The following is an 18,735-nucleotide window of genomic DNA, read 5'->3' as shown; positions in this document are numbered from 1 at the left end:
TAATGAATGCCTCATTCCATTTTATATGGCTCTAAATTATACTTGGCTGTTAGTTTTTAAACTCTTTTAAACCCAGCATTGACTTGTACTCCTTTGTGTTCAAGAGAGAAAGGGGAAAAAGAATAGGTAACTATTCAGCACAGTTCACCGAAAAGCCTATTTGGCGCATTTTGAACGAAAGCATGCTGAAAAAGGCTTACATAGTCATCTATGTGGCGCTTTTTCAGGATATTTTTGGTTCAATGTGCACTCAAATTTGTTTTTTCATTAAGATTTTGAAATGTGGTGGATAGATACGAATAGTTATAGATTTGATTTCGGAGAATGCTATGCTGGAAAAGCAGATCATACAATTACCTGAAGGCATAAGAGCTGCTATTAATCACGCCTATCGTGTTGATGAGTTATCGTTGATAACAGAACTTTGTGATAAAGCCGCATTAGGGCAACAGCAGTTAATAGATATTAAGAATAGTGCCACAAAATTAGTTGAATCTGTGCGAGCTGAACGAAAAAAAAGCACAGGCATCGATTCATTTTTGACTGAATATGCATTATCCAGCGATGAGGGGATTGCGCTCATGTGTTTGGCTGAAGCGTTATTGCGAGTTCCTGACAGTGCAACAATAGATAATTTAATCAAAGATAAATTGTCTGGTGGTGATTGGAAATCTCATATAGGCCAAAGTGATTCATTTTTTGTAAATGCAACGACTTGGGCACTGATGCTCACAGGTAAAATACTGACTCCGGAAAAAGCTCAAACAACGTTAGCTAAATCGTTAATGAAGCTTGTTAATCGCAGTAGCGAAGCTGTAGTAAGAACAGCGGTTGATAAAGCGATGCGAATTATGAGCAAACAATTTGTCAAAGGAAGAACTATAGATGAAGCGTTAAATCGAGCTAAAAAGAAAGAAGCTCAAGGGTATCGCTTTTCTTATGATATGTTGGGTGAAGCTGCGCTAACCTCTATTGATGCGTCGCGTTACTTTGAAGCATATAAAGAAGCAATTGATGCTATAGGTAAGCAGTCTGATAAAAATTCAGATGTATATAAGCGTGCCGGTATCTCTATAAAGCTTTCTGCCTTACACCCACGTTATAATGAAAGCCAGCATGAGCGCGTTATGGAAGAATTACCGCCCAAGCTGCTCGCCCTTGCTCGTTTAGCAAAGGACTATGGAATTGCTTTAACTGTTGATGCTGAAGAATCTGAACGCTTGGAGTTATCACTTGATGTGATGGAGCATGTTTTTAATGATGCAAGTTTGGATGGATGGAACGGTTTTGGTTTAGCAGTTCAGTCTTATCAAAAAAGAGCTTTTTATGTATTGGATTGGGTCGCTGCTCTGGCAAGAAAAAAGCAACGTCGAATTATGGTGCGCTTGATTAAAGGTGCCTATTGGGATAGTGAAATTAAAAAAACACAAATGCAGGGCTTTAAAGAATATCCTGTATTTACCCGAAAAGTTTTTACAGATGTTTCTTTTCAGGCGTGCGCGAAAAAAATATTAACCATGACCGATGCAATTTATCCTCAATTTGCTACTCATAATGCCTATTCTGTAGCAATGATTTTAAATATTACCGGGGATTATCGTGATTTTGAGTTTCAGTGTTTGCATGGAATGGGCAATGAGCTGTATCAACAGATAGTACCGGCAGCACGCTATGGTATTCCTTGCCGTATCTATGCTCCCGTGGGAAGTCATGAGGATTTACTTCCTTATTTAGTACGTCGTTTGCTGGAAAATGGAGCAAACTCTTCATTTGTAAACCGTATCGTTGATGATAATGCACCTATTAGTGCATTAGTTGAAGACCCAGTGGAAAAAGCCCAATCTTTATTACATAAGATGAATCAAAATATTCCATTACCTGAAGATATCTTTCAGCCCAATAGAAAAAATGCTAAGGGGTTTGATTTTACTGATCGCACAGAGCGGGCTCATTTACAAGAAAAAATGGGACAAATCAAATTGCAGCAGTGGGCTTCAGGGCCAATGATCGCAGGAAATCCAATACTTAAGGGTGAAAAACAACAGATTAATTCGCCACAACAAATTGAAAATATTGTGGGATCAGTCCAAAATGCATCACTGGATGATGTAGAACACGCATTGGTACAAGCTGAGAAAACTTTCCCAGTATGGTCAGGCATGCCCGTTAAAGAAAGAGCAGCATGCCTTAATCGCTTTGCTGATTCGTTAGAGGAAAATCAAGCAGAACTTATGACCATAGCCTGTCTTGAAGCAGGTAAAACCATGAATGACTGCATAGCAGAAGTGCGTGAAGCAATTGATTTCTGCCGTTATTATGCCGTGCAAGCCCAGCAAATTTTGGCTGCTCCATTACGTTTAACGGGTTATACAGGCGAATTAAATGAACTGAGTTTGCACCCACGAGGTACAATACTTTGCATCAGCCCCTGGAATTTTCCTTTGGCAATTTTTACAGGTCAGGTCGCTGCTGCATTGGTAACTGGCAACTGTGTTATTGCAAAACCTGCAGAACAAACGCCTCTCATTGCTGCCTATGCGGTTAAGTTAATGCACCAGGCAGGGGTTCCTGTAGGAGCCATACAATTACTTCCTGGCCTCGGTGAAACAATCGGAGCTGCATTGGTTGCTGATAAAAGAATCAAAGCAGTTTTATTTACTGGTTCAACAGATACGGCGAATCTTATTAATCGTACCTTGGCAACACGTGGTGGGGAAATTATTCCCTTGATTGCTGAAACGGGCGGTCAAAATGCAATGATCGTTGATTCTTCAGCTTTATTGGAACAAGTTGTGGTTGATGCGGTGAACTCGGCCTTCGGTAGTGCTGGTCAAAGATGTTCTGCTTTGCGCGTATTATTTGTCCAAGAAGAAGTTTATCCAAGAACTATAGCACTTTTAAAAGGAGCTATGGCTGAATTGGTCGTAGGCGATCCACGCTGGCTTGCGACTGATGTGGGGCCTGTAATTGACAAGGCGGCTTTATCCACATTAAAAAATCATGTGGATAATATGAAAAAGCGTTTTGAGATTATTTACCAATGCCCATTAGATGAATCATTGGAATCTGGATATTTTATGCCTCCAACTGCGATTGCCATCAATCATATTAGTGCGCTAGAAAAAGAGGTCTTTGGTCCCGTATTGCATGTAATTCAATTTAAACGAAAGGATTTGGATAAAGTTATTGACCAAATTAATGAGACCGGTTATGGCCTAACTCTAGGTATCCATAGTCGTATTAATGAAACAGTGGAATATATCAGGAAAAATATTCATGCAGGTAACTGTTATGTAAACCGCAACATGATAGGTGCTGTTGTTGGTTTACAACCTTTTGGTGGAGAAGAATTATCAGGCACAGGCCCTAAAGCAGGTGGGCCTAACTATCTCGTTCGACTTTGTCACGAGCGAACTTATACTGTGGATACTACTGCAGCAGGAGGTAATGCAAGTTTAATGTCTTTGCCTGATTAATTTAAGCAAAAACCCAGTTAGGGCGTAACTTCAATCAGTGAACTTGATTTCTGTTGCGCTCTATTGTTGTGTAACACGAAGTTACGTTCTTAATTTAATGGAGTAATTAATGAATAAAGCATTCTCTTTCCTCTACGTTTTAATCTTTACTTTATATTGCTGCTTTAGTAATACTGCACTGGCATCCACTATAGCACTTCCACATACGAAGCAATTTATTTCTTATAATGATATAGGTGAAGGAAAGCCCCTTATATTAATTCATGCATTCCCAACCGATCAACGATTATGGCAACCCCAACAAGAGGAGCTTAGAGAGCATTTTCGGGTGATTACTCTGGACCTATGGGGATTTGGTGAATCTTCAAGTGTGGATGGAAAAGCAATTTCTATGGCTGAATATGCTGATGAGGTAAAACAGTTATTAGATTATTTAAAAATCGATAAGGCGATCATTGGTGGTGAATCAATGGGGGGATATATTGCACTTGCCTTTTTAGAAAAATACCCCAATCAAACACTAGGATTAGTACTTTCAAATACCCAAGCCGTAGCAGATAGTCCGGAAACAAAAGCTACTCGTGAAAAAACGGCACTTGATGTACTTGAAAATGGGACAGAGAACCTAATTAATGGATTTATGTCTAAGGCACTTTCGTCTAATGCATCACAACAAACTAAAGATTATCTCCATCATATTTTAACGTTACAAAAATCAAGTGCGATTGCATCTGCATTACGTGGGATGGCACTCCGTAACTCTACCTCAGCTATATTGGCAACAACAAAATTACCTATTCTGATTATTACAGGTGAATTAGATAATGTAATTTTCCCTCAACAAAGCATTGATATGCATTCACTCTCAAAAAATAGTCAACTGATTATTTTATCTAATGCAGGGCATTTATCTAATTTGGAACAACCCAAACAGTGGAACCAAGCGGTTATCGAGATGTTTGCATAATCAACGCGTAGCCTGGGTTTCGCTGTGCTTCACCCAGGCTAAATTAATATTTCACAGCTTTAATGTTTTTTAGCAAGAAACCAAGGAATTAATACAAATAATATTAACCCACCAATTAAAAACGATTCAAAAATAAATACATTCCCTATCGGTATTTGTGTGGGCGGTACAAAACCAATAATAATTGCGGTAAGGCAACAGAGAATGCCAATTGCACATAAGAACCACATCACTATATTTCCACCTGGAACTGTGTAACCCCGTGGTTGATCCGGTTTGCTATATCTTAATTTAATAGCTGCGGCGAACATAAAAAGATAAACTAATAAGGCCATTTGAGCGCACAAATCACTAAGCATCCAATAGGCTGCATTAATGGAATCCAATAAAATAAAAGCGGAGCTTAATACTGTAAAAATAATGGCTTGAGAAAAAAGAATGGTTGTTGGAGCTCCGTATTTATTGGTATATGCAAATTTTTCAGGTAAGGAGCCATCGCGGGCTGAGACCATCAATCCTTTTGTCGGACCAATAATCCAGGCAGAAACGCCACTTAGGCCACCTAGAATAATTAGGATCGCGATGATCGAAGTCATCCAGGACATATTATACGATTTAAAAAAAGCAGCATAGGCATCAATAAGTCCAGAGACAACACTTAAACTTTCATTAGGTACTACAACTACAATAGCTAATGAGCCTAAAGAGAGTGTGGATATAACTAAAATCGTTGAATAAAACAGAGCCTTAGGATAATCACGTTTGGGGTTTTTCACCTCTTCGGCATGAACCGCAGACATTTCCATACCGAGTAGACCAAATAATACCACTGCAAAAAGTGATAAATTACCTAAAGAGCTGAAGTCAGGTAACCATGTAGAGGGATAACCAACCATCATAGGCTTTCCCTGAATAATCCAAAGTGCAGCTAAGACAATAATGAAAAGCATGGGAAATATGGTACCTACTGTTGCTCCAATAGTACTGACTATGCTTGATATTTTCATTCCGAAACAATTAAGTAGTGTAAACACCCAAAACAGAATGAGCACTGTGCCTAACAAATAATATTTATTATTTCCTAATTCTGGGGCGATTAAATACGATAGGGTGGCTGCGATAAAAGCAAGTATGGTAGGATACCAAACTACATTATATATCCACTGAAGCCATATAGTGATAAAAGCGGCACGTTTACCGAATGCTTCACGAACCCATACGTAAATGCCTCCTGTTTCGGGATAAGCTGTTGCTAATTCAGCTGCTACTAAAGATACAGGGATAAAAAAAGCAAACGCTGCTACAACATAATAAGAGATTAATGTAAGACCGAGTTTGGCACTAATAGGAAGGGTACGTAAGCTATCAACAGCAATGACATTAATCATTACTAAAGAAAATACACTTAGAACCTTTTTGGGTTGATTCATGATTAATCCTTAACAAATACGGTATAAGCAAACCGCCAATAACTTTGGATACGCAGTACTATTTTCATTTATGGAATTTAAATAAAAAGTAGGTTGGGCTTTAGGCCCAAGCAAATGATGAAGATCATGGGTACGATCGAATTGGGTGACACTGCAGTTGGACCAAAGGTCCAACTGAAAGCGTATCATTATCATATCAAACACACAGATTTCTGAGAACGTATTGTAGAATACCACCATTTTTATAATATTCTAATTCATCAGCAGTATCGATACGGCATAATGCTTCAATCTGCTCTACTTGACCATCAGTACGCTCAATTGTTACTGGAACCATTGAACCGGGTTTTAAAGAGTCAGAGATGTCAATACTGATACGCTCATCTCCCTTCAGATTCAGGGTCTTACGGGTCATACCATCACAGAATTGCAAAGGTAAAACACCCATACCGATTAAATTAGAGCGGTGAATGCGTTCAAAACTTTCAGTAAGTACCGCTTTGACGCCAAGCAAATTTGTTCCTTTTGCCGCCCAATCTCTTGAGGAGCCTGTACCATATTCTTTGCCTGCAATCACAACAAGATCATGATGATTTTTCTGATAGAGCATTGCTGCATCATAAATAGGCATTACTTCTCCTGAAGGGATGTAACGGGTGATGCCGCCTTCTTGGCCAGGAGTCATTTCATTACGAATACGAATGTTAGCAAAAGTTCCCCTCATCATCACTTCATGGTTACCACGACGAGAGCCGTAAGAGTTAAATTCTTTTTCATCAACCCCTTTGGATTTTAAATACAAGCCTGCTGGAGAGTTAGCTTTGATTGAGCCTGCTGGAGAAATATGATCCGTGGTAATTGAGTCCCCAAATAAAGCCAAAATATAAGCTTGTTTTATCGGTTTAATTGAATCAGGCTTTGCTTTTAAATTATCAAAAAATGGTGGATGTTGTATGTATGTTGAATGTGCATCCCATTCATAAGTTTTTCCACTGCCAGTTTTAATTGCTTGCCAATGCTCATCACCAAGAAAAACCTCAGAATACTCTTTACGGAACATTCCCCCGGTCACTTTAGATACTTCAGCAGCAATTTCAGCATTAGAAGGCCAAATATCTTTCAGATATACATCATTACCTTTATCATCCTTTCCTAGAGGATCCTTGCTTAAATCAATGGTAGTAGTTCCGCATAAAGCGTAGGCAACAACTAAAGGAGGAGAGGCCAGCCAGTTTGCTCTGACTTGTGGATGTACACGACCTTCAAAATTACGATTTCCTGATAAAACGGCTGAAACAACAAGATCATTATCACTGACAGAGTGAGAAATAGCATCAGGCAATGGACCAGAATTACCAATACAGGTAGTACAGCCATAGCCCACTAAATTAAAACCCAACTGATCTAAATAAGACTGCAGCCCAGCTTGTTTGAGATAATCTGTGACCACCTTAGAGCCAGGAGCTAAAGAAGATTTAACCCAGGGCTTACGCTGTAGTCCTTTTTCAATTGCTTTTTTAGCCACCAAGCCTGCTGCCATAAGCACACTTGGATTTGATGTATTAGTACAGCTGGTAATAGCCGCAATTACTACATGGCCATGTTTCATTTGGAAATCATGATTTTTAACCGGGAAAGAAGTATCTTTTTCCTGTTCTTTTCCAGCTTCTTTAAGAAAAGAATTGAATTCTACGGGCAAAGTATTTAACGTTACTTTATCTTGTGGTCTTTTAGGTCCTGCTAATGAGGGGACAACAGTACTCAAATCAAGTTCCAGAGTATCGGTAAATACTGGATCTTCACTATCTTTATCATACCACATGCCTTGCGCTTTAGTGTAAGCTTCAACCAACGCAATAGTATGCTTGTCACGTCCAGTCAACTCCAGATAGCGGATGGTTTCTTTGTCTACTGGGAAAAAGCCGCATGTAGCGCCATATTCTGGGGCCATATTAGAAATTGTAGCTCGATCAGCAAGAGGCAAGTCGCTCAAGCCAGGACCATAAAACTCAACAAATTTGCCAACTACACCTTTCTTTCTGAGCATCTGTGTTACGGTAAGTACCAGGTCGGTTGCAGTAATGCCCTCTTTCATTTTTCCATGCAATTTGAATCCAATAACCTCTGGAATTAACATCGATACAGGTTGTCCGAGCATGGCTGCCTCTGCTTCGATACCACCAACTCCCCATCCCAATACACCCAAGCCATTAATCATGGTTGTATGAGAGTCTGTACCTACTAAAGTATCGGGATATGCATATAAGCTTCCATCGTCGGCACTGCTCCATACTGTTTTTCCCAAGTATTCAAGATTTACTTGATGGCAAATACCGGTTCCAGGTGGAACAACCTGGAAATTATCAAATGCCTTTTGCCCCCAGCGTAAAAACTCATAGCGCTCATTATTTCGTTGCATTTCAATTTCTGTGTTTACAGCTAAAGCATCTTTACTACCAAATTTATCAACCATAACGGAATGGTCAATGACCAGATCAACAGGAGACAATGGCGAAATTTTATCAGGATTGCCGCCCATTTTAACAATCGCGGCACGCATTGCTGCTAAATCCACTACAGCGGGAACCCCAGTAAAGTCCTGCATCAGGACGCGTGCAGGTCTAAACGCAATTTCATGTTGGGACGTTTTATTATGCAACCAGTCTGCAATTGCTTTAATGTCTTTGGTAGTAACCGTGTTGTCATCCTCAAAACGTAATAAATTTTCAAAAAGAACTTTAAGCGAGTAAGGAAGACGACTGATTCCTTTAAAATTTTTTTGTTCGGCTTCTTTAAGACTGAAATAATGATAAGTTTTCCCATCCACCTGTAATTGTGATTTTGTTGATAGGCTGTCACGACCCACTTTCATAAGGAGCTCCTGGAAATCAAAAACTGAATGATAGCTCAATTTTAAGAAAATTCCATGAGTTCTTATGAAATTAGGTTATAACTTTTTAGATTACGCTTAATTGAAGCGCTCCATCATACTTTTGCGTTTCATCAAAAGATAAAGAAGGATCAATTAACTTGGCACCAGTTTGAAAAAGTATTTTTTCTTCAAGTTTTTTAGGTGCTGTATTAAGAGGATCTGGAGTTAATAAAGAGGCCACTGCAGGGGCTAATAACGAAATACCAATTGGCAGCAAAATGACACTTACTAAGGGATTAAAGGGAAACGTAATACAGGATGCCAAAATGAGCGCTGTTCCTAAGGTAGCGGCAGCAAGTGATATTTTATACCGAATGGGCTCTTCGATTACTTCACTAATTCCCACAGGATAATACTTTTGATGATGATAACTGTTTATGTAACTATTTGTGAGGGTAGGACGAGACAAACATAAATGTAAGGTTTGGGCAAAACGGTTATATTGTTCTAATAGTCGTTGCTGTTCGCCAGGATCTGGATTTTTCTTAAGTGCTAACTCAAAGTCATCGATTCGAAGCTGAAGCATTTCAAGGAAAACCGATTTTTTTTCTTTCTCTATGTGGGCTAATAACTTTTTAGCCTCTCCTATTTTATCCAAGACTGATTTGTGCGTATATTTTTTAGGAAAAAAAGACATGATAATTGCTCTTAAAATTTAAGTAAAAGCAGGTTAGCACCATTTATAATGAGGGAAAATTGGCTCATACATTGCTTTACGTTCAAGCAAAATATATTAACAAAAACTTAAGCGTTTTAGCATATAATTATCAATTGGTACGGATATTGCTTTTCAATAAGCAAAATTAAGGAGAATTGGAATGACTGACTTGAGTAAAGTAATAGCAAACCCATTAGGAGTGGTTGACCTTTTCTCTAATATCCCAGATGGCGAAATTTTGACGAATTCTGTAGAAAAATCACAAAATGATACTCAAAATGCTTTGCTAACTATTGAGGGTAAAGATCCAAATGTTTTTATTTCTTTATTAACTCATGTCGTGACCAAGAAGGCTAATCCTCAAGAAGCAGAACAGAATTCAACTCAAATCATCGATGAAAATCAACAGCCTGACGAAGAACTCATTAATCCAACAATGGATTTAGAACCAGAAGCTTTAGAAGAAAAAAGTGAAGAGCAATCATCAAGTGAAATGGAAAACAATGTTGCTGTTTCCTGGATTAATTCTCAATATTATCAGCATGAAGTTAAAATAAAGCAGATAGATACTGAGCAAGAATATAATTCGGTTGATGTGGTAAATAGAGTAATTGTGGGACAGAATGAAGAAAAAAGTGCATTTAAGACAGCACAAATTAACGAAACTTGGGTACAAACTACTGAGGATCAAAATGTTCTAGAAAATATGTGGATCCAAGATGAACAACAGCCCGAGCCTGAAATCAGAGATAAAAATAGTTTGCTAGATGATGCAGTACTTGTGCACCATTCTGACTCACAACAAATAATAAAAAATACATTATTAAACCCTCTCGAAACAGCTAAAAACAATGAAAAACATCCCAGAAGTCAGGCATCCAACCCAATGAGCATCGAATCAAAAGAATCATTGATATCCAAGCTCAGTTATTCAGAAAATAAAGGAAGAGAAAAAGAAACAAGCCAAAATCTTTTATTTCAACACCTCCCTATTGAACTAGAGAGCCAAAAAGATAATGAATTAGCTGTTCCTTTACCTATTGCAATAAACGAAAATATTGATGGGCTAAGCCCATTACCAATAGATAATCCATTAGATAATATATTGACTCATGCGATGCATATTAATGTGCCCATGGAAAATCATGCGTCTAATTTAGGCATCGTACCCAAAACTCTGTCTATGCCCTTGGCTATACCAATGGAAATAGATAAACCTGAATGGTCAAAACAGTTTGCAGATCATATTATCTGGCTTGGTCAGCAAGAGGTGAAAAGTGCAATAATTAAAATAAATCCTGAAGATTTAGGACCATTAGAAATCAGCATTAAGGTGATAAATGATTCAGCTTCAGTAAATATAACGACCCATACACATCAAATACGAGATATCATTGATCAATCGCTGCCAAAATTACAGGCTATGATGGCAGAACAAGGTTTAAATTTATCTGAAGTGCACATTGACTCTGATGGCAGTGCTCATCAAAGCCCCCAACAAAATAGTAGTTCTCAGGAAGAAACAGCTCTTGCGATAGAAGATGAAGCAGGCATAACACCCTTAAAAAATAAGAAAATACTTAAAGGTCTGGTTGATTATTTTGCTTAATATTCTGCTTTAAATAATTAGAACTCTTGCATAATTAGGGTCTTGTACTTTTTTTCTGCACATTAGCAAAATTCACAGCTTGTGCAAGAGCTCTAATTTCTTTTATTAGCGACAAATTCTTTTACACTTAATTGCGCGACCACTCCAACGATCAATGAGACAGCTGCTGCGACAGCCATGGCCTATATATCTCCAGCCTGTCCAATAAGCATTTCTGTGGTGGCGATGGTAGTAGTAGGGAGCTGCTCCATAATAGGAACCTGAATGATATCCAATAAAATAAGCAAGCTGCAGGCCAGGAGGTGGTGATGGCTCTGAATTGGCTTTAGCAAGACTACTGTATAAAAAACCTATAAGTAATACAGAAGATAGGATAATAGTCGGGAGAATTTTATAGCTTCGAATGCTGGTTTTTTCCATGATGCAACCCCATATTATGTTGTTACATTAAGAATTATAGATTATAAATAATTTTTCTGAGCAATTTGGATAGGGTTTATGAAGGAAAAAATCATTTTAATTACCGGATGTTCCAGTGGGATTGGCTTCGATGCTGTCTTTTCTTTGAAGGAAAGAGGACATAGAGTCATTGGTTCATGTAGAAAAATAGAGGATGTCCAAAAACTATTAGATAAGGGAATAGAAGCAGTTCAACTGGATGTTTCTGATTCATCTTCCATTCAACATGCATTTGCCGAGGTATTGGCTAAAACAGAAGGGCGGTTAGATGTTTTAATTAATAATGCAGGATATGGTCAAGCAGGAGCTTTGGAAGATATCTCTCGGGATGTATTACGTGCTCAATTTGAAACTAATGTTTTTGGGTTGGTTGAGCTCACTAATCTAGTCATTCCAGTCATGCGTCAGCAAGGATATGGCCGTATTATCAATCTAAGTTCTATTCTGGGTGTTATCAGTATGCCTTTTCGGGGTGCCTATAATGCATCAAAATATGCAGTGGAGGGTATAAGTGATACGCTAAGACTTGAATTGAAATCATCAGGCATTGAGGTCATCACTATAGAACCAGGTCCTATAGAAAGTCGTTTTCGCGATAATTGTGTTGATAATTCTTTAAATAATATCGACATGCAAAGTAGCTATTTTAGCAAGCAGTATGAACGGATGCTAAAAACTTTTAAGCAGAAAAAAACTGACTCTGTTTTTACTCGAAAAACAGACGCAGTGACTCATAAATTGATTCATGCAATCGAATCTCAAAGACCTAAGGCTAAATATCCTATAACTTTTCCAGCGCATTTCATGCTCTTTTTAAAATGGATTTTAAGTACTAAAATGCTGGATAAGTTTTTTTTACTGGTTTCAAAAAAGGAGCTGTCATAATTTCCTGTATTCAGCATGAAAAACAAACTTTTTTTTTAAAAAAGAAGAAAAACCCAAATTTCTTTGCTAATATCTAAATGGGTTAAAAAATCATTAACTATCAAGGAAGTTAAATTATGAAAAAATCAACAATAGCTGTAGCTGCTTTATTAACTGTATTAGCAGCTCCTGTAGTATCTGTTGCTTATGCAGATGATGCATCTACTACTACAACAAGTACTTGCAATGGTTGTAAAGGATGTAAAGGCTGCAATGGTTGTAAAGGCTGCAAAGGCTGCAAAGGTTGTGGCGGTTGCTCTGGCAGTTAATCTGTAGCTTTGATTCTAGAAAGAGGTAGTTTTTACTACCTCTTCTTTTTTGCTTTCCTTTATGAAGTAAAGATATGACTATACATTCAGAATTTATGTTACCCCAACTGAGTAATTGGCATAAAAACATTTATTTAAATTATGCCAAACAGGTTTTGGAATCACAGCAATTAATGATGACAAAGAAGGGTAAAAGCATTCTTCATTACACTTTAAAAAAGAAACGAAATTTTGAACGAATGAGCCATTATCCTCACGGAGATCGTATTGACCATAAAACTGGCGCTCAATATTTTTATCATTGCCATCGGGAAAATTATGAAAGTACAGAGCATGGTCATTTCCATTGTTTTTTACGTTATAAGCATATACCTAAATCGATTAAACCAGCGCCTTTAGCAGATTGGGATAAATATATTGATAACCCGATGACTCATTTAATAGCTATTGGAATGAATCAACTAGGACAACCCATACGCCTATTCACGGTCAATCGCTGGGTAACTTCGGAAATTTGGTATAACGCAGAACATAGTGCCCGTTTACTTAAGCGTTATAAAATGACTTTGAATGATGATCCTTATTGGCAAGTGCTTGACCGATGGGTCGAAGGAATTATTCATTTATTTAAGCCACAGATTTTATGGTTACACCAAGAGCGTGATAAAAAAATCATACAACATCAAGCAGATAATAACGCCATTGAAAATCCCTATATGGATTATGATCTTGAAGAATTGTCAGAAATTTCAATTGATTTGAAACAGCAAATTGAATGGATTATTAGTTAGTTATAACGTGTTCTTGCTATTTTGAGGATCGGTTTTTTTAAATCGATCTCTACAAAATTATTCATCCATCAACCTCAAAATCAAAACAATTAATCTGTACTATAATTTACATGCAAATTAATAATTCTTGGAGCATTTGCATGCCTTCCCATACCAAAAATAGGACTCAAGAAGATATTGATTCCATACATCAATATTACATGGAAATTATCAATTCAATGCCCAATATTGTTTATTGGGTGGACATTGAATGCAATCTAAAAGGATGTAATAGTAACTTTATCAAATTATTAGGTGTAAATGCACTCAATGATTTAAAAGGCACTCCTTATGAGCAAATGGAACGTTTTGTTCATTGGAATAAGGAACGAATAGAAGAAATAAAATTAGATGATATGAAAGTAATCTTTTCGGGCGTTCCTCAGCATAATATAACAGAAAAACCGATTGTGGATAGCTCAGGAAAGACCTCTTACTTCCTTTCGTCTCGCGTACCCATGCACAATAGCAATAACGAAATAATTGGTTTGATCGTTATTTTAAATGATATAACCTTAAATAAGGAACTTGAAACCCATGTTGATGCTTTAGAAGAAAATAATCTAAAGATTGAGCATTCATTACGAAAAGAGGGTTATTTACCCACAGTGCTCATGGTAGAGGATAATGTTATTGCGCAAAACGTGGAGAAAGCTCTATTGACTGCATTACACTGCCAAGTCGATATAGCAGATACTGCTGATAGTGCAATAAAATTATTTCATCCAGGAAAATATGATTTAGTTCTGATGGATATCGGATTGGAAGATTCTTCAGGCTATGTTGTTGCAAAGCAGTTACGTCAAAAAGAAAAAAATACGCAATACCATGTTCCTATTATTGCCTTAACTGGTTTTGAGGCTGATGTTGTAAAATACGATTGCCAGCATTATTTTATGGAGGGTGCAATTAGTAAGCCTTTAACTTGTGAGCAAGCAGAGCAAATCATTAAACATTACGTGTATCATATGGATGTCCCAGTGCGTGGTTTGAAGACAACTTAGGATCCTGATATGATCTTTGTTTTTTAAAGAAGATTCTATGAGCAGTAATTCAACCGAACCCAGCCGTATATTATCTTTAGATGTTTTTCGGGGATTGACCATGGCATTAATGGTTTTGGTCAATAGTCTGGGAACTCGAATTTCCTACCCTATATTGATGCATGCTGAATGGAATGGTTGTACTTTAGCTGATTTAGTGTTCCCGGCATTTTTATTCATAGTAGGAATCACTACAGTCATTAGCTTGAAAAGACATGTAAAAGAAGAGAGTAAGGCATTATTATATCGAAGTATTTGTAGGCGTACTTTTCTTTTATTATTGTTTGGGATATTTCTCAATATGTTCCCAGTTCTTTTTAATTTATCAACCATGCGGGTTTATGGCATTCTACAACGTATTGCTCTATGTTATTTCATTTGTGCTCTTCTTTATCTTCATACATCCGTTAAAACACAAATTTTTATTTTTTTTGGCATTCTTATAGGCTATTGGTATCTTTTGACTCAGGTTCCAATTCCTGTCCCTGGTATTGATCAATTAAGCATGATAAGAAATTGGCCAGGTTATGTTGATCAGATGCTGTTTTCTCCTGCACATTTATTAATGAAAACATTTGATCCTGAAGGTCTATTAAGTACTATCCCAGCACTTGCTACGACTCTATTTGGGCTATTAACCGGACATTTTTTGCTGACATCAATCAGTAAGCAAAAGAAAAGTATCATCATGATTTCACTAGGGATATTATCTCTCTTATTAGCATGGATATGGAGTTATAATTTTCCAATTAATAAAAATTTATGGACAAGCACCTTTGTATTATGGAGTGGTGGTTTTTCACTTATTGTTTTTGGGTTGTGTTTTTTTATTATTGACGTGTTAGATTATACAAAATGGTCATTACCATTTAAGATTTTTGGCATGAATGCTTTATTTATTTTTATTTTTCATGCTATTTTACTGAAAATTCAATCCCTATTTGTTGTACCTATGCCTAATGGAACACAAGAAGTCTTGCGAGTTGCAATTGCAGAATATTTATTTGGAGGCTTTAGTCCACAAAATACAGGACTATTTTATTCATTACTATTCCTTTTCTTAAATTTTTTAGTGGCCGCATTTCTATACCGACGAAAAATATTTATTAAAATTTAAGCAATTAGTAATTTGTATTCAGAGGTTTCGGCCAGTCTTTGTCTGAGCATACATATTGTTCATCTTTCATGAGTTAGCTATAATAACGGGTTAGATTAAACTATCTGCAGTTAATGGAGTCGTTTTCGATGCCAATTTATGAATACCAATGTACAAGTTGTAATCATCATTTTGATTTAATGCAAAAAATCAGTGATGAGCCTGTAAAGCAGTGTCCTGTATGTTACCAAAACACTGTAATTAAGCTTATTTCTGCGGCTGGTTTTCAACTTAAAGGTAGCGGTTGGTATGTTACTGATTTTAAAGATAAAAATAGCAAGCCCCAGGAAACAGCAAAAAATGATACTCACGTTTCAACGGATAAAACAAAAGAAACTCCCTCATCAAAAACTACTAAAGATGGGGATACCAAGTGAAATCAATGTCATTAAGAAGCTACTTACTCGCTGGATTGGTAGTATGGTTACCCATACTTATAACCATGGGCGTACTACGCTTTATTATTGACTTACTCGACAATACCGTGGCTTTAATCCCTAAGGCATATCAGCCTGAACAACTCATTGGGCATTATGTTCCAGGTATAGGGGTTATCCTGTCTCTCATCATTCTACTCGTTACCGGCGTAATTGTTACCAATTATTTGGGGCAACGTTTAGTAGGGTGGGGGGAATCTGTTCTTGACAGAATTCCTCTGGTTCGCTCGATTTATAAAACAGTAAAACAAGTAATTAATGCAGTATTATCTACAAACAGTGAGGCCTTTCGTAAGGTAGTTTTAATAGAGTATCCCCGTAAAGGGCTATGGACTATTGCTTTTCAAACAGGTACAGCAAATACTGCAATTAATAATAAAACAAAAGATGAAATGATATCTGTATTTATACCTACTACTCCTAATCCAACATCAGGTTTTCTTATAATGCTGCCCAGAAATGATGTTATTGAGTTAGATATGAGTATTGATGAGGCACTAAAATTTATAATTTCTTTAGGAGTAATGCCGCCATTATCAGAGGCAGCATTAGCAAATAATCTGTAAAATTTAAATAGGCGGTTTTTATATGCGTACACACTACTGTTTGAGTGTAGATGAGTCAAGTTTAGGCAAAGAAGTTACTGTATGTGGTTGGGTACATCATCGTCGCGATCATGGTGGTGTAATATTTCTTGATATTCGTGATAGTTCAGGTCTATTGCAAGTAGTATATGAACCGGAAAATAAAATCTCTTTTGCAGATGCGGAAAAATTACGTTCTGAGTTTGTTGTTCGAATTACTGGAATTGTACGTAAAAGACCTGATGGAATGATTAATGAAACTATGGCTACAGGTACAGTTGAAGTGGTTGGTTCTAAATTAGAAATTCTTAACCAATCACCTACACCACCATTTTTGCCTGATGATTTCCAAGTTGTGAACGAAGACTTACGTTATAAATATCGTTATATCGATTTACGACGTCCTTCAATGAAGTATAAATTAGTTGTAAGACATCAGTTGAATAGCTGTATTCGAAATTATCTCAATCAGCATGACTTTCTTGATATTGAAACGCCGATGCTTACAAAAGCAACCCCAGAGGGAGCGCGTGACTATTTGGTACCTTCTAGAGTGCATCCTGGATCATTTTATGCTTTGCCTCAGTCACCACAGCTATTTAAACAATTATTAATGATTTCGGGTTTTGACAAGTATTATCAGATTGTTCGTTGTTTTCGTGATGAAGATTTACGCGCTGATAGACAGCCTGAGTTTACGCAACTCGATATTGAAATGGCTTTTATTGATGAAGAAAACATTTTAAGTCTTATTGAGGGTTTGTTAAAAATAGTCTTTAAACAAATTCTTAATGTAGATTTACCCGAAAAGTTACGTAGAATGTCTTATGCTGAAGCTATGCAGCGATTTGGTAGTGATAAACCCGATTTGCGTAATCCTTTAGAGCTGATTGATGTAGCTGACTTAGTCAAAGAATGTGATTTTAAAGTATTTTCTACTGCTGCCAATGATTCAGAATCCAGAGTGATCGCCTTGCGATTGCCTGGTGGTTGTGACCTCAGCAGAAAAGATTTGGATGATTATGGTCGTTTTGTAGGTATTTATGGTGCTAAAGGTCTTGCCTACATTAAGGTAAATAATCTTGACGAAGGAGTCGCGGGTTTACAATCACCTATTTTGAAGTTTCTCTCTACAGAAGCAGTAGAAGCAATTTTGCAGCGCACAAGCGCACAAACGGGAGATGTAATTTTCTTTGGCTCCGATAAAAATCATATCGTTAATGAATCTATGGGTGCCTTAAGAATAAAATTGGGACATGATAGAAAACTCCTTAAAGAGGGTTGGGAATTATTATGGATTGTTGATTGGCCAATGTTCGAAAGGGATTATGAGAGCAACAAATTAAATCCAATGCATCATCCCTTTACTTCGCCAAAGGATCTATCACCAGAGAATCTACGTGCTAATCCAACACTCACATTGGCGAAAGCTTATGATATAGTAATCAATGGTTATGAAATTGGTGGGGGATCCATACGTATTCACCAATCTGATTTACAGAAAGCAGTTTTTGAGTTACTTGGAATTAATGAGCAAGAAGCTCAAGAAAAGTTTGGCTTTTTGTTAGATGCCTTACAATATGGAGCACCGCCACATGGCGGTATTGCCCTGGGTATCGATCGTTTAGCCATGCTACTTACGGATTCAACGTCAATTAGAGATGTGATTGCTTTTCCTAAAACTCAAACAGCATCGTGCCTTTTAACGAGTGCGCCATCGCCTACGGGCAACGCACAATTAAATGAATTGGGAATAAGACTTGCTCCAACTACTCAGACTAAATAGCATATTAAAACCAGGTAGAAATCTTGCTAACCTCGTAAAAAAACCGACTGCTCCTGCGAAGTCAAGGATTTACTCTCCAGTTGGCACTAAGGCCAATTTGGTAAAGGATCTCTCCATTCGCAGGGGTGGTTCTTTCTTTGAGAAAATAAGCGGTGCATTGTCTGTAAATCGCAGA

15 protein-coding genes are annotated in these 18,735 nt (G+C 37.3%); 11 read left to right on the top strand and 4 right to left on the bottom strand.

Annotated elements, in window-relative coordinates; genetic code table 11:
• Positions 1-329 precede the first annotated feature (329 nt).
• Together putA and DY223_RS08655 are read left to right on the top strand one after the other, a co-directional pair.
• Positions 330-3,476: a bifunctional proline dehydrogenase/L-glutamate gamma-semialdehyde dehydrogenase PutA gene (putA, locus tag DY223_RS08660; RefSeq protein ID WP_058459861.1), complete on the top strand. Its 3,147-nt coding sequence runs from the start codon at positions 330-332 to the stop codon at positions 3,474-3,476.
• 109 nt (positions 3,477-3,585) lie between these two features.
• Positions 3,586-4,443, top strand: a complete 858-nt coding sequence (locus DY223_RS08655; RefSeq protein WP_058459862.1) for an alpha/beta fold hydrolase — start codon at positions 3,586-3,588, stop codon at positions 4,441-4,443.
• 59 nt (positions 4,444-4,502) lie between these two features.
• Here DY223_RS08655 and DY223_RS08650 read toward each other — a convergent pair whose 3' ends face one another.
• From DY223_RS08650 to DY223_RS08640, 3 genes are all read right to left on the bottom strand, one after another.
• Positions 4,503-5,873, bottom strand: a complete 1,371-nt coding sequence (locus tag DY223_RS08650) for an APC family permease (RefSeq protein ID WP_058459863.1) — start codon at positions 5,871-5,873, stop codon at positions 4,503-4,505.
• Positions 5,874-6,069: 196 nt separating this feature from the next.
• A complete protein-coding gene (acnA, locus tag DY223_RS08645) occupies positions 6,070-8,745 on the bottom strand; it encodes an aconitate hydratase AcnA (protein ID WP_058459864.1) in 2,676 nt (891 codons plus the stop codon).
• A gap of 85 nt (positions 8,746-8,830) precedes the next feature.
• Positions 8,831-9,442 carry a lpg1689 family Dot/Icm T4SS effector gene (locus tag DY223_RS08640; protein WP_058459865.1) on the bottom strand — a complete coding sequence of 204 codons (612 nt, stop codon included), beginning with the start codon at positions 9,440-9,442 and terminating at the stop codon, positions 8,831-8,833.
• Between the two features lie 181 nt (positions 9,443-9,623).
• Between DY223_RS08640 and DY223_RS08635 the strand changes: the two genes are divergently transcribed.
• A complete protein-coding gene (locus DY223_RS08635) occupies positions 9,624-11,072 on the top strand; it encodes a flagellar hook-length control protein FliK (protein WP_058459866.1) in 1,449 nt (482 codons plus the stop codon).
• Positions 11,073-11,177: 105 nt separating this feature from the next.
• On the opposite strand, the gene DY223_RS08630 is transcribed toward DY223_RS08635, so the two are convergent.
• The gene (locus DY223_RS08630; RefSeq protein ID WP_058459867.1) at positions 11,178-11,492 is read right to left on the bottom strand and encodes a hypothetical protein; all 315 of its coding nucleotides are present in this window, start codon (positions 11,490-11,492) and stop codon (positions 11,178-11,180) included.
• A gap of 78 nt (positions 11,493-11,570) precedes the next feature.
• On the opposite strand from DY223_RS08630, the gene DY223_RS08625 reads away from it, so the two are divergent.
• The 8 genes from DY223_RS08625 to aspS all read left to right on the top strand — a co-directional run bounded on the left by DY223_RS08625 (position 11,571) and on the right by aspS (position 18,560).
• A complete protein-coding gene (locus tag DY223_RS08625) occupies positions 11,571-12,416 on the top strand; it encodes an SDR family NAD(P)-dependent oxidoreductase (protein ID WP_058459868.1) in 846 nt (281 codons plus the stop codon).
• Between the two features lie 116 nt (positions 12,417-12,532).
• The gene (locus DY223_RS08620) at positions 12,533-12,724 is read left to right on the top strand and encodes a hypothetical protein (protein ID WP_058459869.1); all 192 of its coding nucleotides are present in this window, start codon (positions 12,533-12,535) and stop codon (positions 12,722-12,724) included.
• A 74-nt stretch (positions 12,725-12,798) separates the two neighbouring features.
• A complete protein-coding gene (locus DY223_RS08615; RefSeq protein ID WP_058459870.1) occupies positions 12,799-13,515 on the top strand; it encodes a DUF6969 family protein in 717 nt (238 codons plus the stop codon).
• A gap of 140 nt (positions 13,516-13,655) precedes the next feature.
• Positions 13,656-14,558 (top strand): response regulator, encoded by a 903-nt coding sequence (locus tag DY223_RS08610; RefSeq protein ID WP_058459871.1) that lies wholly within the window; start codon positions 13,656-13,658, stop codon positions 14,556-14,558.
• 37 nt (positions 14,559-14,595) lie between these two features.
• Positions 14,596-15,714 carry an acyltransferase family protein gene (locus tag DY223_RS08605; RefSeq protein ID WP_058459872.1) on the top strand — a complete coding sequence of 373 codons (1,119 nt, stop codon included), beginning with the start codon at positions 14,596-14,598 and terminating at the stop codon, positions 15,712-15,714.
• Between the two features lie 128 nt (positions 15,715-15,842).
• Positions 15,843-16,130 (top strand): FmdB family zinc ribbon protein, encoded by a 288-nt coding sequence (locus DY223_RS08600; protein ID WP_058459873.1) that lies wholly within the window; start codon positions 15,843-15,845, stop codon positions 16,128-16,130.
• Complete coding sequence (locus DY223_RS08595) at positions 16,127-16,756, top strand: DUF502 domain-containing protein (RefSeq protein ID WP_082642455.1); 630 nt, start codon at positions 16,127-16,129, stop codon at positions 16,754-16,756. The genes DY223_RS08600 and DY223_RS08595 overlap by 4 nt, the downstream gene beginning before the upstream one ends.
• Before the next feature lie 22 nt (positions 16,757-16,778).
• Positions 16,779-18,560, top strand: a complete 1,782-nt coding sequence (gene aspS, locus DY223_RS08590; RefSeq protein ID WP_058459874.1) for an aspartate--tRNA ligase — start codon at positions 16,779-16,781, stop codon at positions 18,558-18,560.
• The last annotated feature ends 175 nt before the right edge of the window (positions 18,561-18,735 follow it).

It is taken from the genome of Legionella bozemanae (genome assembly GCF_900450575.1).
Taxonomy (GTDB): domain Bacteria; phylum Pseudomonadota; class Gammaproteobacteria; order Legionellales; family Legionellaceae; genus Legionella; species Legionella bozemanae.
This window is presented reverse-complemented; position numbering and strand designations above follow the sequence as displayed.